General features: G+C 60.5%; 16 protein-coding genes. 5 read left to right on the top strand and 11 right to left on the bottom strand.

Features of this window, described 5'->3' with window-relative positions:
• Positions 1 to 170: 170 nt before the first annotated feature.
• Together C5L12_RS12215 and C5L12_RS12225 are read right to left on the bottom strand one after the other, a co-directional pair.
• Positions 171 to 332, bottom strand: coding sequence for a hypothetical protein (locus tag C5L12_RS12215; RefSeq protein WP_157949042.1), 162 nt, complete (start codon positions 330 to 332; stop codon positions 171 to 173).
• Positions 333 to 1,226: 894 nt separating this feature from the next.
• Positions 1,227 to 2,333, bottom strand: a complete 1,107-nt coding sequence (locus C5L12_RS12225; protein WP_105372322.1) for an NAD(P)/FAD-dependent oxidoreductase — start codon at positions 2,331 to 2,333, stop codon at positions 1,227 to 1,229.
• Positions 2,334 to 2,546: 213 nt separating this feature from the next.
• Here C5L12_RS12225 and C5L12_RS12230 point away from each other — a divergent pair, with 213 nt between their 5' ends.
• The 4 genes from C5L12_RS12230 to C5L12_RS12245 are packed head-to-tail and all read left to right on the top strand — an operon-like array spanning position 2,547 to position 8,310.
• Positions 2,547 to 4,631, top strand: a complete 2,085-nt coding sequence (locus tag C5L12_RS12230) for a hydantoinase/oxoprolinase family protein (RefSeq protein WP_105372323.1) — start codon at positions 2,547 to 2,549, stop codon at positions 4,629 to 4,631.
• A 6-nt stretch (positions 4,632 to 4,637) separates the two neighbouring features.
• Positions 4,638 to 6,626: a hydantoinase B/oxoprolinase family protein gene (locus tag C5L12_RS12235; RefSeq protein WP_105372324.1), complete on the top strand. Its 1,989-nt coding sequence runs from the start codon at positions 4,638 to 4,640 to the stop codon at positions 6,624 to 6,626.
• Positions 6,623 to 6,946 (top strand): (2Fe-2S)-binding protein, encoded by a 324-nt coding sequence (locus tag C5L12_RS12240; protein ID WP_105372325.1) that lies wholly within the window; start codon positions 6,623 to 6,625, stop codon positions 6,944 to 6,946. The genes C5L12_RS12235 and C5L12_RS12240 overlap by 4 nt, the downstream gene beginning before the upstream one ends.
• Positions 6,943 to 8,310, top strand: coding sequence for an NAD(P)/FAD-dependent oxidoreductase (locus C5L12_RS12245; RefSeq protein WP_105372326.1), 1,368 nt, complete (start codon positions 6,943 to 6,945; stop codon positions 8,308 to 8,310). The genes C5L12_RS12240 and C5L12_RS12245 overlap by 4 nt, the downstream gene beginning before the upstream one ends.
• 9 nt (positions 8,311 to 8,319) lie before the next feature.
• Here the strand turns inward: C5L12_RS12245 and C5L12_RS12250 are convergent, their stop codons facing one another.
• Both C5L12_RS12250 and C5L12_RS12255 read right to left on the bottom strand, forming a co-directional pair.
• Complete coding sequence (locus tag C5L12_RS12250) at positions 8,320 to 9,225, bottom strand: LysR family transcriptional regulator (RefSeq protein ID WP_105372327.1); 906 nt, start codon at positions 9,223 to 9,225, stop codon at positions 8,320 to 8,322.
• A 59-nt stretch (positions 9,226 to 9,284) separates the two neighbouring features.
• A complete protein-coding gene (locus tag C5L12_RS12255) occupies positions 9,285 to 10,610 on the bottom strand; it encodes an NAD(P)/FAD-dependent oxidoreductase (protein ID WP_105372328.1) in 1,326 nt (441 codons plus the stop codon).
• A 245-nt stretch (positions 10,611 to 10,855) separates the two neighbouring features.
• Between C5L12_RS12255 and C5L12_RS12260 the strand changes: the two genes are divergently transcribed.
• Complete coding sequence (locus C5L12_RS12260) at positions 10,856 to 11,332, top strand: Lrp/AsnC family transcriptional regulator (RefSeq protein WP_105372329.1); 477 nt, start codon at positions 10,856 to 10,858, stop codon at positions 11,330 to 11,332.
• Positions 11,333 to 11,373: 41 nt separating this feature from the next.
• Here C5L12_RS12260 and C5L12_RS12265 read toward each other — a convergent pair whose 3' ends face one another.
• The 7 genes from C5L12_RS12265 to C5L12_RS12295 all read right to left on the bottom strand — a co-directional run bounded on the left by C5L12_RS12265 (position 11,374) and on the right by C5L12_RS12295 (position 19,814).
• Positions 11,374 to 13,029: an ABC transporter ATP-binding protein gene (locus C5L12_RS12265; protein ID WP_105372330.1), complete on the bottom strand. Its 1,656-nt coding sequence runs from the start codon at positions 13,027 to 13,029 to the stop codon at positions 11,374 to 11,376.
• The gene (locus C5L12_RS12270; RefSeq protein ID WP_425350781.1) at positions 13,030 to 13,878 is read right to left on the bottom strand and encodes an ABC transporter permease; all 849 of its coding nucleotides are present in this window, start codon (positions 13,876 to 13,878) and stop codon (positions 13,030 to 13,032) included. It lies immediately after the preceding gene.
• Positions 13,875 to 14,825 (bottom strand): ABC transporter permease, encoded by a 951-nt coding sequence (locus tag C5L12_RS12275; RefSeq protein ID WP_105372332.1) that lies wholly within the window; start codon positions 14,823 to 14,825, stop codon positions 13,875 to 13,877. Before C5L12_RS12275 ends, C5L12_RS12270 begins: the two co-directional genes overlap by 4 nt.
• 118 nt (positions 14,826 to 14,943) lie before the next feature.
• The gene (locus C5L12_RS12280) at positions 14,944 to 16,551 is read right to left on the bottom strand and encodes an ABC transporter substrate-binding protein (protein ID WP_105372333.1); all 1,608 of its coding nucleotides are present in this window, start codon (positions 16,549 to 16,551) and stop codon (positions 14,944 to 14,946) included.
• A 79-nt stretch (positions 16,552 to 16,630) separates the two neighbouring features.
• Positions 16,631 to 17,347 carry an HAD-IA family hydrolase gene (locus C5L12_RS12285; protein ID WP_105372429.1) on the bottom strand — a complete coding sequence of 239 codons (717 nt, stop codon included), beginning with the start codon at positions 17,345 to 17,347 and terminating at the stop codon, positions 16,631 to 16,633.
• 239 nt (positions 17,348 to 17,586) lie between these two features.
• The gene (locus tag C5L12_RS12290; protein WP_105372334.1) at positions 17,587 to 18,963 is read right to left on the bottom strand and encodes an aspartate aminotransferase family protein; all 1,377 of its coding nucleotides are present in this window, start codon (positions 18,961 to 18,963) and stop codon (positions 17,587 to 17,589) included.
• Between the two features lie 14 nt (positions 18,964 to 18,977).
• On the bottom strand, positions 18,978 to 19,814 hold the full coding sequence (locus C5L12_RS12295) for a GNAT family N-acetyltransferase (RefSeq protein WP_105372335.1): 837 nt from the start codon (positions 19,812 to 19,814) through the stop codon (positions 18,978 to 18,980).
• Between the last annotated feature and the right edge of the window lie 221 nt (positions 19,815 to 20,035).

A 20,035-nucleotide genomic window follows, 5' to 3' on the forward strand; every position in this document is an offset into this window, starting at 1 on the left:
CCGGCCGCTGCTGCCGCAACACACGGAAGCGATCTAGCGATTCCAGCATTCTGCACATCGCCTATCAATTTCCTTCAATTTCTTGGCATCTGTTCTGGGGACGGGCCAGTACCGTAAACGACTGAGATCAGCTGGTCACAAGGTGCCCAGGAATGATCCCACGTCCTTCGCTATTTAGCGCGCGTGAGTTTTTCGCGAGTGAGAACGATTTCGAAGTTTCCGTCGGGCAGAAGCTCTACGAGGTATCCGTCCACCGTATAATAAATCACCGTTAAAGGCGCCTCATCGACAGCATCTGGATCGGGCTTACGCATGGCTTTGATAATTGTCACCACGGAACCCCTCTCGTTAAAGCAGCTAATAACTTGCTCTCGGGGGTTGATCATAGCGCCCGTCCCCTTGTCCACCGGTAACAAGCTTAGAGGGTAGCAGAACTGGGGGCAAGGGCAGCGTTGAGAAACGGACCTGAGTCCGTCCCGGGCATCTCACAGGCTTACTATGATCCTCTTTATCTTGAGGGAGGACGGCTTCTTTTTCACAGATCGGGCCTTGAGCCGCGCGAACAACATTATGGTTAACGACATATATAAGGCCGCACCTACAGGTTGGATATACGGTCGGACCCAACCAGCACCCGCAAAAGCCGAACCAACCCCGCGCCGATGGATAGCCGTCCCATACTCGGCTCCAAATCAGTCAGTCCCTCCCAAGGCAAGTTCTTGGTTTGCCTGCACACCGAAGATCGGTTGCTTCGGCCCAGTCTCGTTGAACTTATCGAGATACATGACCATCCCACGATCTAAGACGTGCCGCACTATGGCAAGGTCGTGCGCGACGACAAGCATCGCTGGATCACGCTCGCACCTCAGCTCACGAGCAGATTGACGACCTGTGCCTGAACCAAGAGGTCGAGCGCTGAGACTGGCTCGTCGCCGACGAAGAGCGTCGGGTTGTGTTAAGGCACCATCGCCGAGGCCGGACGGCCCTGCGCGAGACCTGCGTACACAACCGGCAGCCCTCGGCCGCACCGGACAGGTCAGCATGCCGGATAGCAGGCGCGACCTCCGCGGCCAGGCTTCTGGCCACCGCTACGAGGTCCTTACTGCGAGGCTTGGTGGTCATGACCGACATTTCCGTGTGAGTGAGTCGTTTTCCAGAGGCTTAGCGAATCCACGGCACGGGTCGATGGCTCGAATTGGTTCAGGACCCTGGAGTGCCATGTTCGGCTAGCTGAACCGTTGAATACGGAACTCATACAGGGGCGTTTCCGTCTCACCTGTCGCGATTAGTTCCGCCATGACGTCACCGACGCCTGGCCCCAGCTGAAACCCGTGACCGCAAAAGCCAAAGGCATGGAAGAGCCCGGGTGTCGTGGCCGACGGTCCCATGACAGGAAGACCGTCGGCGACATATCCTTCGCAGCCGGACCATGTGCGGATGACGGAGACATTAGCCAGCGCCGGCAAGATCGGCAGGAGCGCGCGCAATTGCGGCGGCAGGCGAGCTGGATCCGCCTTGGCGTGGCCGCTGTCGAGCGAAACATCTGTCCTTTCCGCGCCACCGCCAAATATAATGTTTCCCCGCTCGACCTGCCGCAGATAGCCCCCGCCATGGTCATGCGCCCAGACACCGACGACCGGCAGAACGCGGTGCGGCAAGGGTTCGGTCACGCCCATTTGCGGGCCTTTTGCGACGATCGGGACGGGTTCGCGGAATTGGGCGGAGATGCTGGCTCCCCAAGCGCCGGCCGTATTGAGTAGGGCTTCGGCCGAATAGGTGCCAGCCGATGTCTCGACCTCGAAACCGAAGGCTGTCCTGCGAATGGCCCGCACATCGACATTTTCGACGATATTGGCGCCGATCCGGCTTGCGGCATCCGCGAATGCAGGTGCAATCAACCGCGGATTGCCGCTACCGTCTTCCGGCGAAAATGATGCGGCGATCGCTTCCGGACCAAGGCCGGGGAACCTTGAATGGAGTTCTGTTGGTGCAAGCTCCTCAAGATCAAGGCCCCAGGGCCTCGCAGCCTCGGTGAAGTTGCGCATTTCCTTCAGCCCGTTTTCGCTGAAAACGAGCCGGACATGCCCAGTCGCGCGAAACTCGACGTCCCGCCCCAGCATTTCAGCTGCCTTTCCCCAAAGTGTCAGCGAACGCCGGGCGAGGGGAAGCTGGGGCAGGTAACGGCCGCTGCGGCGAATATTGCCGAAGGAGGCGACGGTCGCGCCGCTGCCGACCCGGTTTCTCTCGATCACCGTTACCCGCAGGCCGCGCCGGGCGAGAAAATAGGTTGATGCGGCCCCCATCAAGCCGCCTCCCAGAACGATCACATCCATGAAGCCGTTTCCATTGTCTCTTCCATGCCCTTCACCATTTCGGGAGCAGCCAACGGTGTCAAAGTCGAGCTTCTCGGCCTCCCATAAGTCGGGCCTATGGGCAGCGGAAACCAAAACATAAGCTCGACTTATGGGACGTGGCTTTTTCGCTCTTGGACCAGCTTCGCCAATCCGTGTCAGCTTCATGACAAGCAGCAGGAAAGGACCCTGGAAATGGACAATTCGGCCACGCCCGGCAAAGGCGCCTTCGACCAGCAGGACTGGAAAATCGGCGTTGATATCGGCGGCACCTTCATCGATTTCTGTGCTCTTGAAACACGCTCTGGCCGCGTTGCCTCCCTCAAAGTCCTGACGACGCCCGATGATCCGGGTGCTGAACTGATGACGGGACTGTCGCTTCTTGCTGAACGGGAAGGACTTGAGCCTTCTTCCGTCAGCCGTTTCGTTCATGGGACGACGGTCGGCATCAATACGGTGATCCAGCGTCGTGGCGTATCGCTGGCGCTGATGACCAATGCAGGCTTCGAAGATGTGATCGAGCTGGCGCGACTCAGGATGCCCGACGTCTATTCGCTCTTTTGTGCCCGCCCGGACCAGCTGATTGCCCGCGACATGATCTTTGGCATTCCGGCCCGCCTGCGGGCAGATGGCAGCGAAGCGCAGGCGCCGGATCTTTCGGTCGTCGCGACAGCGGTCGCCAGGGCAAAGGCGAATGGTGCGGCTGGCATCATCATTTCCTTCCTGCATTCCTGGCGTAACGATGCGCATGAGGCGGCCGTAAAGCAGGAGATCGCCCGTATCGCGCCTGAGCTCTTCGTATTCACGTCCTGCGAGGTCTGGCCGGTGATCCGTGAATACGAGCGGACGACGACCGCCATCCTAAATGGTTACGTCCATCCGCGTGTTTCCGGTTATCTGACAGCGCTCGAAGAAAAGCTGCTGTCGCGTGGCGTGACGGCGCCGGCACTTCTGACCAAGTCGAACGGCGGCGTCATGAATGCCGACGAAGGCAAGCGTTCCTGCGTTCAGATGCTGCTGTCAGGCACCGCGTCCGGCGTCATCGGTGCCGCCTGGCTTGCCCGGCGCGCCGGTGAAAAGCATATTCTTACCCTCGACATCGGCGGCACTTCGGCGGATTTCGCGCTGATCATCGATGGCGAGCCGCAATTCGGAACCGGTGAGCTGATCGGCGAATTCCCGCTACATATTCCCTCCGTCTCCGTCAGCTCGATTGGCATCGGGGGTGGTTCGATCGCAAGTGTCGATGCGCAGGGCGTTCTGCGTGTCGGCCCGGAATCGGCGGGTTCGACACCCGGCCCAGCCTGTTACGGTCGCGGCGGAGCACAGGCGACCGTCACCGACGCCATGGCCGTTTGCGGCTGGCTCGGCCATAGCCAGATGGCGTACGGGCAACTGCAGATCGATGTTGGCCTTGCTCGCGCGGCCCTAACCCGGCTGGCAGAGAAGATCGGCCGAACGGCAGAAGAGGCAGCCCAGGCCATTCTCGACATCGCCATTTCGGAAATGTTCGTCGAAGTCGAAAAGCTGGCATCGCGTGCCGGCGTCGATCTGCGCGAGTTCACGCTGATGCCGTTTGGCGGCGGTGGTCCTATGCTCGGCGCCTTTCTGGCTCGCGAATTCAAGATGGCCAAGGTCATCGGCCCGCCGCGGCCCGGCGTCGTCTCCGCGCTTGGTGGTCTGGTCGCCGACTTGCGTGGCGATTTCATCCGCACCGTCTTTACCCATCTTTCCGAAGAGGCCGCGCCGCAGCTGCGCGGCGCTCTTGAAGAGCTTGCCCTTGAAGGGCGTAACTGGCTGGCGAAGCAGGGCCATGCCGGGGCCGCGACGCTGAATATCTCCGCCGACATGCGTTATCTCGGCCAGAGCTTCGAGATCGAAGTGCCGATCCAGGCAGCCTGGATTGCCGAAGGCAGATTGGCTTCGATTAAGGAAGCATTTCACGCCATGCATGCACGGCTCTACGATTTCGATGATCCTGATGGTGCGATCGAGATCGTCAACTTGCGTCTTTCGGCAATCGGCGCGGGCCCAGTTCTGGAATTCCCGGTCGACACTCGTGAAGGCGGCGAAGCGGCCAATGCCGAGCGTGAGATCCCGGTCTTTACCGGCAAGACCATCGAGTGGATAGGCCTCCACCGGCGAGACCGCCTGCGCCCCGGCAGCCATTTTTCCGGGCCGGCCGTCGTTGCCCAGGAGGACACGACTTTCGCCATTCCGGGTGGGACGCATGTCGAAGTCGACAGCCACCTGAATCTGCACCTCACCTTTTCGGAGTAACAGCTCATGTTCGATCCCTTGAACCTTCAGGTGTTCGCCAACCACACCCGTGCTGCTGCCGAAAACATGGCCTATACGCTGCAGCGTACGGCCCATTCAGCCTTCGTCAAGGAGACGGAGGATTTCACTGTCATGCTCGTCAACCGCAAGGGCGAGACTTTTGGCGTACCGATGGGGCTTGGCGCCACATGGTATCCTGGCCTCACCTATACCCGTGCGATCGACATGATCGCCGATTACAAGCCCGGCGACGTCGCCTTCACCAACGATCCCTATTCCTGCTTCGTCGCCACCCATGCGCCGGACACGCATCTCTGGAAGCCGGTCTTCTACGAGGGCGAGATCATCGCCTGGACGGGCGGCCATATCCACAATACCGACATGGGCGGCGCCGTGCCCGCCTCGCTATCGCGGGCACTGACGGAAGTTCATCAGGAAGGTATCCGATTTCCGCCGATGAAACTGGTCAACGAAGGCGTCTTCGACGAGCAGATCCTGAGGATCATGACGACCAATGTCCGCAAGCCCGACCTCAATATCGGCGACATGAAGGCTCTCGTCGGGGCGCTCAACACGGGCGAACGCAAGATCCTCGCTATGGTCGAGAAATTTGGCAAGCAAGTCTTTCTCGAAGGCACCGAGGTCTTGCTAGACCATGCCGAGGCGCAAGCGCGCAATATTCTGCGCTCGATGCCGGACGGTACCTGGGAATTCGTCGATTATGCCGACGAGGATTCCGTCGAGGCCAATCCTTGCCGGCTGAAGTTGACGCTGACGATCCGCGGTGACGAGGCAATCCTCGATTTCACGGGCTCGGATCCGCAGCTCGGCTCCTCTCTCAACGTTCCCTCCGGTGGCGACCCGCGCCATACCATGCTTCTGGTCGGTGTCTATTACATTCTCTACACGCTCAATCCGAAGATCCTGCTCAATACCGGCCTGACGCGGCCATTCACCTGCATCACACCGAAGGGCAGCGTGCTGAACCCAATTGCGCCGGCAGCCGTTGGTATGCGCTCGCTCACCTGCGCGCGTCTTCGCTCCGTCGTCTTCGGCGCCTTCAATCAGGCGGTGCCCGATAGGTTGCCGGCAGCGCCGGCCGGCAACAATTGCATCGTCAACGTGATGACAACGGATGAACGCAATGGCCGAACGGTTATCGCCGCAGTCAATCCCGTGGTCGGCGGCGGTGGAGGCATGCCCTATCGGGACGGCACCAATGGTTCCGGCGCCGATGCGGCTTATCTCAAAAACACGCCGATAGAGATCACTGAAACGGAAGTGCCGATCGAGTTCGTCAAATATGGGCTCGCCAGGGATAGCGGCGGTGCGGGGCGCTGGCGCGGTGGTCTCGCAACCGAAATGGCCTTCCGGGTCTTTTCACCGGATAGCCGCATCACCGCCCGCAACCGCGATCGCAGCTTCTTCCGCCCCTGGGGCACACTGGGTGGCAAAGCGGCGGGCCTTTCCGACATGGTGCTGAACCCCGGCAGCGACGAATTCAAGCGGCTTGGCAATATCGACACCGCCATCCTGCAGCCCGGCGATGTGCTGGAAATCCGGTCTGCCGGTGGCGGTGGACGCGGCAATCCGATCGAACGCGAAGTCTGGCGCGTGGCACAAGATGTCGCTCGCGGTTACGTCTCGGCCGAGGCTGCCGAACGTGACTATGGCGTTGTCATCAAGGATGGCGTGGTGGACGAGGCGGGAACGGAAAAGCTGAGGGCCGCCCGCGCGGTGCCGGATGAGCATTTCCACTATGGCCCCGAGCGCGATGGATATGAGGCACAATGGACTCGAGAAGCCTATGATCTGCTGACCGAAATCCTGCAGGGCCTTCCGATTCACTGGCGCTTCTTCACCAAGACGGAGATCTTTCGCCGGATGACGGGTCGTGTCGGAGCAGACGGCGTGGCGGCGGCGTTTGCGGATGTCCAGGCACGCTTCAAGGATATGCCGGAACCCGTCGTCGAGCGGAAAGAGGCTGCGGAATGACATCCGGATTGCAATCTGCCCGGCCTGCAGGGCGAATAAGGCGCCTTGCCGAAAAGGGCAGGCCGCAGGTCCGGTTCAGACTGGACGGTGTCGATTGTAAGGCGCTTTCCGGGGACACGGTGCTGACCGCGGTGCTCGTCTCCGCACCTGCCGTGCGGCAATCGGAGTTCGGGCCGGAAAAACGGGCCGGCTTCTGTCTGATGGGAGCCTGCCAGGACTGCTGGCTCTGGCAGGAGGATGGTCGGCGGCTTCGGGCCTGTTCGACCCTGATTGCCGAAGGCATGCAATTGCGAACCGCGCCTCCGGAGATCTGGCCATGACCGACGAGAGCGGAGAAAAGGTGGTTATCGTCGGCGCCGGTCCCGCGGGTATCCGCGCCGCCGAGGTTCTGGTTCAGGCGGGGATAAGACCCGTCGTCATCGATGAGGGGCTCAAGGGCGGCGGCCAGATCTATCGTCGGTCGCCAGAGGGTTTTACGAGATCGCCGAAGCAGCTTTACGGATCGGAAGCCCACAAGGCCGTCGCACTCCACTCCCTGTTCGACCGCATGGTCGCGGTCGGAGCGATCGACTATCACCCCCAAAGCTCCGTGCTTTCGACGGCAGGCAATCTTCTGCAGGCACTGACACCTGCCGGACGCCAGGACTTCACGTATTCCCGCCTGATCCTTGCAACCGGCGCCATGGACCGCCTAGCGCCCGTTCCTGGCTGGCAGTCGCCAGGCGTTTATAGCCTCGGTGCAACGCAGATCGCGCTGAAGGCACAGGGGATCGCGCTTGGTGGCCAGACCGTCCTTGCCGGTTCGGGGCCATTGCTCACGCTGATCGCCACCCAGCTGCTGAAGGCTGGCGCGAATATCGCGGCAGTCCTCGACACATCCTCGTCTCGGAACCAAGTGTCGGGATTGCCTGGCATGCTGGCGAGGCCCACCCTGGTTTTGAGGGGCATCTTGATGCGGTCGAAGCTCGGCCGGCTTTACCATGCCGGTGTGACGCTGGAGCGGATCGAGACCGATGAGCGGGGCCCTGTCGCCATGCACTGGCGCGATGCCCGCGGCAAAAGCCGTGTCGCGTCCTGCGACGTGGTGGGTCTTGGCTGGCATCTGCGTGCCGAAACCCAGCTGGCGGGTCTGGCCGGCTGCTCGTTCGACTATGACGAAAGCTGGTTGCAATGGCTGCCCCGCACCGATCGCATGGGGCGGGCGGGCGAAAGGCTCTATCTTGCTGGCGATGGGCTGAGAATCCTCGGCGCCGATGGTGCGGAGGTCACCGGCCGTCTCGCCGCGATCGCCTGCCTTGCGGATATGGGTTGGCCCTTCCCGGATGCGCGACCGGACTTGCGCCGGCTGGAGCGGCTCGAGCGTTTCGCCCGCGCCATGGCCCGCGCCTTTCCCTGGCCGCGTGATATCGTCCGCGCCGTTCCCGACGAGACCGTTGTCTGTCGCTGTGAAGGTGTGACCGCCGGTCAGTTGCGTGAAAGCGTCGTCTATGGCGGTGCCGAAGCCAATCGGGTCAAATCACTTGCGCGTGTCGGTATGGGGCGCTGTCAGGGGCGTTTCTGCCAGCTTGCCAGCGTCGAGCTGATTGCCGAAAAGGCCGGTTTAAAGGTCTGCGATGCGGGTCGGTTGCGCGAACAGGCGCCTGTCAGGCCGCTGCCTATCGGTGACTGGGTTCGCGAGGCCTGACCAGCCGGCTCAGGTGGTGGTATTGCCAGCATTCAAAACCGCGGCACAGGCCTCTCGCAGATTGTCACGCATGGCAATATGACTTCCCGTGAGCGGTCGGTCTCGGCTAGTCAGCAACGCGATCGGCACGGAAATCTTCTGCTGAAGCGGGCGCCGGACGAGGCCCGCGAATTGTTCCCAGGGCAGAAGTCCATCGACAATGGCGACACCGAAACCGTCGCGGACGAAGGGCAGGGCGGTGATGGAAATATCGATCTCGATCGCCGGATTGAAGATCTGTTTTTCGGCAGCCGCGGCGCTCACCAGCAATCGGCCGGGAAGCGTGCCGGCGCGGTAGGAGATCAACATCTCGTTCTGAAGATCGGCAAAACCGATTTGTTCCAGTTCGGCAAGCCGGTGATGTTCGGGAATGATGCAGATCAGTTCCGCGTGCCCGAGCGTCTCAACGTCGATGCCGGGCCGGGCGAAATTGTTCATGACAATGCCGAGCGGCGCATCGCCGTCGCGGATCATGTCGACGACATTGACGAGCGGTGCGATCAGCGATCGGACGACGATGTCCGGATGGGAGGCGCGAAACGCGACCAGCGCCTTCGGCACGATCGACATGGCTGGCGGCGCGGAAGCCGCGACCCGGATCAGCCCGGTACGGCCGAAGCGCATGTCCGTCGTGCGGCGGCGAAGGGCGCTGAGCTCGGAAAAGATGCGTTCGCATTCCGGATAAAGCTCCTCGGCTTCCCGCGTCGGAACCAGCTTGCCGCGCACGCGGTTGAAAAGCTTGAAACCCAGTTGATCCTCGGCATGCAGAAGGATCTGGCTGAGCGCCGGCTGCGATATGTTCAGCATCGCGGCGGCGCCGGTCACCGTTCCGGTTCGCATCAGCATGCAAAAGACTTCGAGCTGGCGTGCCTGCATTGAAAATCCTTTGAATGCGTGACTGGGGTTTTAGACACCTTATCGCGCGACGGGACGATTCAGAAGTCGGCGACCTTTCCCCATGACGAGGTTTCAAACCGCTTCGGGTGATAGGGGATCGGATCGACGATCGGGGTGCTGGCGGTAACGATGTCGGCGATGAGGTGACCGGCGCCCGGGCCAATGCCAAAGCCGTGGCCACTGAAACCGGCAGCAAGGATGAAGCCGGGAACGCTTGCCACTTCGCCGATGGCCGGAACGCCGTCTGGTGTGGAATCGATATACCCGGCCCAACTTGCTGTGATGCGCCGCTTGCCGATTGCCGGCAGAAGTTCAACGGCACGGTCATAGGTCAGCTTGATCGTGCCAGCATCAACGGCGGGGTCGAGGATGCGCATATGTTCCATTGGCGTCGGGCGATCGAGCCGCCACCGGGCAAGGCTTTCATGGCCGCTGCGTATGCCTTCGAGCCCGCCTGGAGAAAGGCTGCGCCAACGGCGCATGAACATCGGCAGAAACTGCGTTGCAAAACGCATGTTCTGGGCGGTCACATCGACCCGGCCACGGCCGCTGATGGCAAGCGTATGGCCGCCGTCGCCGCGCCGCGTCACCGAAACACGTGCTGTATGCAGGGCATCCGGCAAATCGCCTTCACCGGGACCGATAGAGAGAATGGAGGAGCGGGTGGACGCCTGGGGAAAACGGATGCCGAGTTGGCGGCAGAAAGAGGACGCCCAAGCGCCGCCCGAAAGGATCCCGATCTTGGTCCTGATCGTACCATGTTCGGTAACGATCGCCGACAGCCTGCCGCTTTCCATTTCGATGCCGCGCGCGGCGCAGTTCTGCAACACGGTTCCGCCAAGCTTCACGACCGCACGGGCGACGGCGGGAGCGGCACTGGTGGGGTCCGCCGTTCCGTCGGTCGGCGAGAAGACGCCACCCTTCCAGATTCGGCGGGTCGCCTTGCCGCGTTCGCTTGCCTCGGCGCTGTCGAGCATATGGGTGGTGACGCCAACCGTTCGGGCAAAATCACGCCAGCGCGCCCAGCCTGCCAGCTCCTCCTCGCTGTCGCTGAGATAAAGCAGGCCGCAACGCCGAAAGCCGGTGTCCTCGCCGCTTTCAGCGGCAAAGCTTTCCCAGAGATCGAGGCTTTTCGTCGCCATTGGGAGTTCGCGCGCGTCGCGGTTCTGCTGACGGCACCAGCCCCAGTTGCGGCTCGATTGCTCGGCGCCGACACGTCCCTTTTCGATCAGCGCGACCTTCAGACCGCGTCTGACGAGATAATAGGCCGTGAAGACGCCGACGATGCCGGCTCCGATGACGACCGCGTCAGCGGAGTGCGGCAATTCGCCATCGGTTTTCATGAACGTGAGCGGTGCTGGCATGACGACCAATCTCCTCGGCGCAACTCGATCGATATCGCAACATAGCGCTGCAGTCTGCGCGGTGGTGACCGCACATTTCAGCCGAACAGCACAAGATTCTGCGCGCCGTTTAGGATGCAGCTTATTGTGCCGATGATCTTTTTGCAGAATGAAATAGACAAGAAAAGCCAAGGTGTTAAAATTGATCCTGGAAATCAGCAGCATAAAATGCTGCGATTGCCGGATAGCGCGAAAGGTGTCCAGACGTGAAGCTCGATCGCATCGACATCAAGATCCTCTACGAATTGCAGAAGAATGGCCGTATCACCAATGTCGAGCTGGCCGAGCTGGTCAACCTGTCGCCGAGCCCCTGCCTGATGCGTGTCAAGAAGCTGCAGCAGGAGGGGTATATCGAGGGGTATTCGGCCCAGATCAACATCGGCAAGCTGGGCCAGACCCTCACCGTTTTTACCGAAGTCACCCTCAAGAACCACCGGCAGATTGATTTTGCGCGCTTTCTTGCGGCGGTGGAACGGGTCGATCAGGTGATCGAATGCCACTTGGTTTCGGGCGGTTACGACTACATGCTCAAATTCGTCACCGCGGGAATTGGCGAATATCAGACGATCATGGAACGCCTGACTGACATGGATATCGGCATCGACAAGTATTTCAGCTTCGTGGTTTTGAAGTCGCCGATCGTCAAGGCGCATATGCCGCTGACCAGCCTGTTCCTGGTCTGACATCTCTTGTCTGGCAGAAACGTGAGGCAGCCCACATTGCCTCAGCCCCGTACGTAGGTCTTGACCAGTTCGGGATCGCGTTCCAGCCGGTCGAGCCAGCCGGAATCGAGTTTCGGAACGGATGAAAACAGCAGTTTCGAATAGGGATGCTGCGGCACTTTCGAAATTGCCGGCGTGATCTCTTCGATCTTGCGGCCGTTATACATCACGACGATCTCGTCGCAGATTGCTTCCACGACCGACAGATCATGGCTGATGAAGATGTAGGACAGCGAAAGCTCCCGCTGCATTTCCTTCAGGAGATCGATCACGGCAGCCGCCACGACCGTATCAAGGGCAGAGGTGATCTCGTCGCAGACGATCAGTTTCGGCTCGGCGGCGAGGGCGCGGGCAAAGTTGACGCGCTGTTTCTGTCCGCCTGAAAGCTCGGCCGGTGTGCGGCTGCGCAGCGCCTTCGGCAGGCGCACCATATCCATGAGCTGGTCGATCCGCGTGTCGCGCGCCTTGCCTTTCATGCCGTGATAAAACTTCAGCGGCCGTCCGAGGATTTCCTCAATCGACTTTGCCGGATTGAGGGATGTATCAGCATGTTGAAAAACGATCTGTAGCTCGCGCAACTGTTCGCGGCTTCTCTGGCGGGCCGAAGGAGCAAGTTTGCGTCCATCGAGCGTCAGCTGACCGGCAGAGGCCGGCAGTATCCCGGCAATCGAGCGGGCAAGTGTAGACTTGCCGCAGCCGGATTCGCCGATGATTCCGAGATTGCGGCCACGCTCGAGCGAAAGGCTTGCTTCCTGCACCGCCTTCACGAGCGGCAGGCCATCGGCCTGAACCGGGCCGTATCCGGCAATCAGGCCATCGACCTGCAGGAGCGGCTTGCGTTCCAGAGCAGCAACAATGCTTTCGGCTCGCGGTTTTGGTTCGAAGGCCGAGAGCAGCTCACGCGTATAGGGGTGCTTGGCATCGGCCAAGATGTCGTTGGTGCCGGCGACTTCCTGAACCTCACCACCGCGCAAGACGACGATACGATCGGCGATCTGGGCAACGACGGCGAGGTCGTGGGATACGTAGACGCCGGCGATGCCGCTCTTCTTCATTACTGCCTTGAAGGCACGTAGCACTTCGATCTGGGTCGTGACGTCAAGCGCCGTGGTCGGCTCGTCGAAAATGACGAGTTTCGGATCCGAGATCAGCGCCATCGCGGCAGCAAGACGTTGTAGCTGGCCACCGGAAACCTGATGCGGGTAGCGGCTGCCGATCTCGTCCGGATCTGGCAGTGACAGCGCCCTGAACAGCGAGACCGCCTTCTCGCGCGCCTCTGCCGGCGGCATCAGCTGGTGAATGCGGGTGACCTCGATCACCTGCTCGATGATGCGCTTGGAAGGATTGAAGGCGGCGGCCGCCGATTGCGGCACATAGGAGACTTCGAGACCACGGACATTGGCGCGCCGGCGTTCGCTGAGCGCCACCATGTCCTTGCCGGCGACCGTGACACTGCCGCCCGTTATCTTGCAGCCGGGGCGAGCGTAGCCCATGATCGTCAAGGCGATCGTCGTCTTGCCCGATCCGCTTTCGCCGATCAGGGCGACGATTTCGCCCGGCGCGATGTCGATATCGACACCCTTGATAATGTCGATGCTGCGGCCTGAATCGGTCGTTGCCTCCACCTTGAGATTTCGGATTTCGACGAGATTTTTCATTCACGCGCTCCGATCTCTGATCTTCTTGGGCAGATTATCGATCAGCAGGTTGACGCTGATGGTGAGGCTCGCAATGGCGAGTGATGGAACGATGACCGCGGGTGCGCCAAAAGGCAGGCCTCCGATATTTTCGTGAACCAGCGCGCCCCAGTCCGCATAGGGTGGCTGCACACCGAGCCCGAGGAAGGAGAGACCGGAAAGAAGCAGGACGATGAAGACGAAACGGATACCGAAATCGGCCAGAAGCGGGCCGATGATATTCGGCAGGATTTCCGAAAAGACGACATAGGGAATGCCCTCACCCCGGGTGCGCGCGACGGTAATATAGTCCATCGTGTTGACGTTGACGGCGAGCGACCGGGCAAAACGATAAGCACCGGGAATATAGATCACGCCCAGCATGATGATCAGCACGGGCAACGACGACCCGACCGCGGCAGCGATCACGAGGCCCGACAGCTTGCTCGGAATAGAATTGAGCGCATCGAGGAAACGGCTCAGTATCGTGTCAAACCAGCCGCCGATCACGGCAGCCGCCATGCCGAATGCCGCACCGGAAAAACAGGCGAGGCAGACGGCGGCAAGCGAGATGCCGACCGTATAGCGGGCGCCCATGATGATGCGGGAAAGCATGTCACGGCCGAGATAGTCGGAGCCGAGCAGGAGCTTGCTGCTCATCGGGCCGAAATAGTCCTCATCGACGATCTCACCCACCGGATAGGGGATGATATGCGGGGCCAGGAAGGCGATGATTGCCCAGAAGAGAATGATGGCAAAACCGATCATTCCGATCCAGCTGAACCGGTATCTGGCACCGCGGGGCATGGTCGTGGATGTGGTCATGATCAGCGCACCCTCGGATTGGCCAGGATTGCGACGACATCGGCAAAGGTGATGAGGGCGAGATAACCGACACAGAAGATGATGGCACACGATTGGATCAGCGGCAGGTCGCGCGTGGAAACACCGTCGACCATCAGCTTGGCAATGCCGGGATAGTTGAAGATCGTCTCAACGATGATGACTCCGCCGACGAGATAGGAGAGTGAGAGCGCGATTGCATTGGCGATCGGGCCGACCGCGTTCGGAAGGGCGTGAATCAGGACAGCGCGCCGGCGCGACGCGCCCTTGAGGATAGCGGCCTCGACATAGGGTGTTTTGATCGTATCGATGACCGCAGCGCGGGTCATGCGGATCATTTGGGCTGAAACGACGAAGGTCAGCGTGATGACCGGCATGGCGTAGATCTTCAACACTTGCCAGAAGGAGTCCACATCGGTTGCGAAGGAGAGGGCCGGCAGCCATTTCAGATAGACGGAAAACAGAAGCACTGCCGAGGTCGCGATCATGAATTCCGGCACCGAGATGACGCCGATCGTCAGAATCGTAACAACGCGGTCGTACACAGAACCGCGGAACATGGCCGCCGTAATGCCGAGCGTCAGGGATAGGGGGACGGCAAACAGCGTGACGATTCCGGCAAGGCGCATCGTGTTGACGAAACGCGCGCCGATCAGCTCCGCCACCGGGACATTGTTGACATAGGAGGTTCCGAAATCGCCCTGCAGCAGGCCAAAGAGCCAGCGCGCGAAACGGAAAAAGGCGGGCTCATCCAGGTGCATGGCGGCTCTGAGACCGGCAACGGCTTCAGGCGTCGCAGCCTGGCCGAGCAGGATCGTTGCAGTATCGCCCGGCAGCATGGCCGTAGCGAAAAAGACCGCGAAGGAGACGATCAGCAGAGTAAGGGCGGCGCTGCCGAGCCTGTTGGTGATGAGTCCGAGGACATAGGTGCTCAATGGAGTTTCCCTGTCTGAAAGTTCAAGAATGCCAGCGCCCTTTCCGCACGAACCGGTATGGCGTCGTCAGGCGCAGTCTTGGCGGCAAGGGAACGTCCCCTGCCGCCAGGCATCAGCCTCAGGCGTCGAGCCAGACGTATTCGGCGAAGGCATAACCCATCATGCCGCCGAGCGGATTGGCCTCAAGACCCTTCAGTTTTGCCGATATCGCATCCACGTTCGAGATATAGACCGGGATGACGGTGCCGGCTTCTTCGGAAATCATCACCTGCATCTGGTTGTAGATCTCCTTGCGCTTGTTCTCGTCGAGAAGGCCGCGTGCCTCGACCAGCATCTTATCGAATTTTTCCGACTTGTACTGGCTTTCGTTCCACGGTGCGTTGGACGCGTAGAGGAGCGAGAAAAGGATGTCCGGCGTCGGACGCGGGTTGATGTTGCCGAAGTGAACCGGCGCCTTCAGCCAGTAGTTCGACCAGTAGCCATCGGACGGTACGCGCTGGACGTCGAACTTCATGCCGATCTCGGAACCGGACTGCTGGACGATGGTCGCCATTTCCACAGCCGAGGTCGGGGCCTCCGAAGTGATCATCGGAATTGATTGGCCGATGAGGCCTGCCTTTTGGAAATGGAACTTTGCCTTGTCCGGATCGTAGCCCTTAGGCTTCAGGTCGGCATTGTGATAGTGGCTGGCCGGAGAAACCGGCTGGTCGTTTGCGATTTCGGCAAGGCCGCGCAAGACCGACTTCTGGATCTGCTGGCGGTTGATCAGGTATTTCATGCCGGTAACGAAGTCGGCCTTGTCGCCCGGCGCAAGGTCGAGACGGATGTTGAGGTCGGTATAGTTGCCCGACGTGGTCTGCGACAGGGCAAAGCCCGGTTGGCTTTCGACGAGCTTCATCGAGCGCGGCTTGATCGATGCAGCAAGATGGATGTCACCGGAGAGCAGTGCGTTGACGCGGGCATTATCGTCGCTGATGGCAAAGAACTCGAACGAGTCCACATGCGCGCCGCCCTTGAAGTAATTCGGGTTCTTGGTGAAGATCGACTTCACGCCCGGCTGGAAGGTTTCCATCTTGAAGGCACCGGTGCCGATACCCCTTGAAAAGTCCGTCGTGCCGTCCTGGACGATCATGAAATGATGCTGCGACAGGATGGTCGGCAGGTCGGCATTCGGGTTGGCGAGCGTGATCTCGACTGTCAGGGAATCGAGATCCTTGACCTCGGTGATCTGCTTGGCAATTGCGTTAACCTTGGAGCCGACGGCCGGATCGAGATGCCGCTTCAGTGAGAAGACGACGTCCTTGGCCGTCAGCTGCTTGCCGTCGTGGAAGGTGACGCCGGAGCGCAGCTTGACGGTCCAGACCTTGGCATCGCCGCTCTTGACACTTTCGGCAAGTTCCATCTGCACTGTGCCGGCCTGATCAAGAAAGGTCAGGCGGTTGTAGAGGGCGCAGCAACGGACATAATCGGTCGATAACGACGCCTTGGCCGGGTCGAGCGTGTCGGCTGTCGAAGACGACCAGCCGGCCGCCTTGAGATTTCCGCCGGATTTCGGGGTTGCAGCCACCGCGTTCGAGGCGCGGCCGAGGACGAGGCTGCCCATGGAAGCCGCGACACCGCCTGCCAACATCATCGTCAACAGTTCACGGCGGCTTGCACCCCGGCGAATGGCATTCTCGATCATAGCGTCGTCCGACGCGGTCCAGTTCGTGATCTTGTTGTTCATGTCATTCCCCTTTTCTGCTGGTTGGCGGGCAACCCATCTTCAGTGGTTTGGCCCGATGGCTTGAAAGTCTTGAATTCGTTCAGTTCCCGCGGGCAGTCCTCACAGCTTCGGCGAGGCCGGCCATGGAGGTGAAGTGATAGTCGGGCTTGGTGAACTTCGCCGGTTCGATCGTGCCGCCATAGCCCTTCTGCGCGTGGCGGCGCTCGATCCAGCAATTGGTCATGCCGAGTTCGCGGGAAACACCGATGTCGTGATACTGGCTCTGGGCGACATGCAGGACATCGGTCTTGTCACCGCCGTCCTTGGCAACGAAGTCAAACACCTGGCGGAAGAAGGCCGGATTGGGCTTTTCTGTGCCGGTATCATCGGCCGTAAAAGCGGCATAAAACGGATTGCCGAGCGCTGCCGAAAAATAGTCGAAAGCCCAGCGGCGCGCATTCGTCATCGCGATCAGGCGGTAGTTTTTTGCAAGTTCGGCCATGGCGGCCGCACTGTCCGGGAACGCCTTCCAGGCCTTGGCCGATTCCTTGAGGCGAATGCCATTGGCTTCTTCCCCCGGCAGGCCGAGCTTCGGCGCAATCGCGAGATAGACACGCACCAGATCGTCGGGGAAAAGGTCGGCCTTTTCGGAATAACGGGCGGCGCGATAGAGGGAAAGCGCCTCTTCGCTGTCGATCGTCACACTCGCTTCAGCGGCGATCGCCTGCAGGCACGTCGTGAGTCCACCTTCGAAATCGATCAGCGTGCCGACCACGTCGAAGCTCATGTACTTGAATTCGGGTAGAGATTTCGTCAATTCCATATCCCCAGTTGATATCGCCATGCGACTCCATGGAGCGCGAGCGAAAGAATATGCTGTTCCGGACCCTGGTTTCTTTTATCAAGAATCCCGTTTTTTCGGGCTTTAAGGTCTTATTAGAGAGAATACTGACAGTTCGACGGAACGGTTTTCGCCGAATCGGGTGGGTGGACCGGCACAAAATTCCGAAATCGGGCAGCCGGCGGTATTTCGGCCAGCAGCACGGGGGAAGGAATTCAGGCCTTCACCGCCTTGCGGACATCTGAATCTTCCAGCGTCTGGTCCAGCGTCTTCCTCGTTCGCTCTATGATTGCGTCGATATCGGCTTCCGTGCAGCAGAGTGGTGGCGCGTAACCGAGGATACCGTTGGCGAAGGCACGGATGATCAGACCATTGTTCCAGGCACGGTCGAAGACCCGGCGGGCTGGTGCGGCTTCGGCCGGAAGCGGCGTCTTGGCGGCCTTGTCGGTCACAAGTTCGACTGCCGCCAACATGCCGCGACCGCGCACCTCGCCGACAAGAGGGTGGTCCTTCAGGCTTTCGAGACCGGCCATCAGCCGCGCTCCGGCCTTGACGCCGTTTTCCAGCAATCCGCCCTCGTAAAGCCTCAAAACTTCCAGACCGACGGCTGCGCTGACCGGATGAGCCGAATAAGTGTAGCCGTGGCCGACCGCCGAAGCGCCGGCGCCATTGGCGATCACCTGGTAGACATGGTCGGCCATGAACACGGCGCCCATCGGCACATAACCCGAGGTCAGGCCCTTGGCCGTCGTCATGAAATCAGGAACAACGTCGTCTTCGGTGCAGGCAAATAGTGGCCCGGTGCGGCCGAAGCCGGTGATCACTTCGTCAGCCACGAACAGGATGCCATATTCCGTGCAGAGATTGCGGATGGCCTTCATCCAGCCCTTGGGCGGGACGATGACGCCGCCGGATCCTTGGATAGGCTCCATGTAGAAGGCGGCGATACGATCTGCGCCGACCTCTTCGATTTTAGCCTTCAGTGCAGCAAGCGAAGCATTGATGATCGTCTGCGGATCCTGGCCGACCGGGTTTCGGTAAGGGTAGGGTGACGGAATCTTGTGCTGCCAGTCGAAGGGAATGCCGAAGCCGGCATGGAAATTTGGCAGGGCGGTCAGGCCTGCACCGACGGTCGACGAACCGTGATACCCCTGTTCGACCGAAATGAACTGATCGCGTTGCGGCTGACCTTTTGCAAACCAATAGTAGCGGATGAAACGGACCGTGCTGTCGACGGCATCCGAGCCGCCGAGCGTGAAGTAGACGTGGTCCAGATCGCCCGGCGCCCGTTCTGCAAGTTCTGCCGCAAGCCGGATGGCTGATTGTGAACCCATACCGAAATAGGCGGTCGCATAGGGAAGCTCGCGCATCTGACGCGCCGCAGCTTCGACAATGGAATCGTGACCGTAACCCGCATTGACGCACCAGAGGCCGGCAAAACCGTCGACCAGCTGGCGCCCCTGCGCGTCGGTGACGGTTGCGCCCTTAGCGGAGGTCAAAACCCGTACGCCTTGCTGTTCATGGCCGCGAAATGACGAGACGGGATGAACCAGATGGGCGCGATCGAGTTCGATAAGCGAATTGCTGAGCATTGATGTTCTCCGGATCAGCCGAAGGCCTGGTTGGCCAGTGCGAAAGTGGTGAAGGTCGAGGTCCTTGGGCGTGCTGCAGCAGGACGCGCCATGGCGACGCCGCCGCCGACATGAGCGAGCGAATGTTCTGAAAGCCAGGAGGCAAGGTCGGCATTGCTGGTGTCGACCCTGAGAAACGCGCCGGTCCTGCTGCTCATGAAATGTGCGACGAGGGCTTTCGCATCCTCGAGAGTGGTGGCAACGATAGGCCCCACGACCTGACCGCGGCCGAAGGTTCGGATGCAGCCAAAGCCCCAGATCCTGCTGTCGCGGCGAATGACGGCAAACTCGCCGATCTCGGCAAGCTTCGTCATCAGTGAGGAACGGTCTGCTCCGAAGGCATCCCGATCCATGGTCCTTATCGCAAGCAGGTCGGCTGCTGTTGCCGCCTCAGTCTCAGCCGGTGCCGAAACTTGGCCCACGGCCCCCTGATGCTGGAATACCTGCCCGGTCTCGCGAAATCCGATTTTCTCGTAGAGCGGCAGGCCGTCCGCCGTGGCGATAAGTCGAAGAGCTCGCTCACCTCCGAGGATCACCGCCTCGTCCATCAGCCGCCGCCCAAGACCGTGGCCGCGCAGGCTGGCGTCGACGATGACCATATTGATCGTAGCGTAGTCTTTCCCATAGGGGGTCATCAAGGCGGTGCCAACGACCTTGCCGGTATCGTCAACAGCCACGACACCCTGGCTCAGATGCTGCGCAACCTGCCAATCCTCGATCCGATGCGGCCAACCCGCTTGCTGCGACAACTGCACCGCGCCATCCACGTGTTCCACTTCAAAAGCTCTGGTTTCGATCGCACCGGCCTGCATGGAAGATAATCTCCGTTTCCGCTTCAAGTTTCGAGGCGAAGAGGCCGGACGTTTATCCGAAGGCGGTGTCGGCGGCGGTATCTTTCGCCAAAGCATCAGGGCGGGACCGCATCTTATGCCGTGCGATGGCCGGCAAGGCAGGAACACCTCCCTCAGACGGCCATAGGAAACGACGCGATACGCAAACAAATGCCAAACGAGCGCCGTGATACGAAACTTTC

The sequence above is a fragment of the Neorhizobium huautlense genome (assembly GCF_002968575.1).
GTDB lineage: Bacteria > Pseudomonadota > Alphaproteobacteria > Rhizobiales > Rhizobiaceae > Neorhizobium > Neorhizobium huautlense.

What these genes read in the sequence shown, in the direction of transcription:
- C5L12_RS12225 (WP_105372322.1), bottom strand. Translation starts at nt 2,333, where the DNA reads ATGGATGTGATCGTTCTGGGAGGCGGCTTGATGGGGGCCGCATCAACC.
- C5L12_RS12230 (WP_105372323.1), top strand. Translation starts at nt 2,547, where the DNA reads ATGGACAATTCGGCCACGCCCGGCAAAGGCGCCTTCGACCAGCAGGAC.
- C5L12_RS12235 (WP_105372324.1), top strand. Translation starts at nt 4,638, where the DNA reads ATGTTCGATCCCTTGAACCTTCAGGTGTTCGCCAACCACACCCGTGCT.
- C5L12_RS12240 (WP_105372325.1), top strand. Translation starts at nt 6,623, where the DNA reads ATGACATCCGGATTGCAATCTGCCCGGCCTGCAGGGCGAATAAGGCGC.
- C5L12_RS12245 (WP_105372326.1), top strand. Translation starts at nt 6,943, where the DNA reads ATGACCGACGAGAGCGGAGAAAAGGTGGTTATCGTCGGCGCCGGTCCC.
- C5L12_RS12250 (WP_105372327.1), bottom strand. Translation starts at nt 9,225, where the DNA reads ATGCAGGCACGCCAGCTCGAAGTCTTTTGCATGCTGATGCGAACCGGA.
- C5L12_RS12255 (WP_105372328.1), bottom strand. Translation starts at nt 10,610, where the DNA reads ATGCCAGCACCGCTCACGTTCATGAAAACCGATGGCGAATTGCCGCAC.
- C5L12_RS12265 (WP_105372330.1), bottom strand. Translation starts at nt 13,029, where the DNA reads ATGAAAAATCTCGTCGAAATCCGAAATCTCAAGGTGGAGGCAACGACC.
- C5L12_RS12280 (WP_105372333.1), bottom strand. Translation starts at nt 16,551, where the DNA reads ATGAACAACAAGATCACGAACTGGACCGCGTCGGACGACGCTATGATC.
- C5L12_RS12290 (WP_105372334.1), bottom strand. Translation starts at nt 18,963, where the DNA reads ATGCTCAGCAATTCGCTTATCGAACTCGATCGCGCCCATCTGGTTCAT.
- C5L12_RS12295 (WP_105372335.1), bottom strand. Translation starts at nt 19,814, where the DNA reads ATGCAGGCCGGTGCGATCGAAACCAGAGCTTTTGAAGTGGAACACGTG.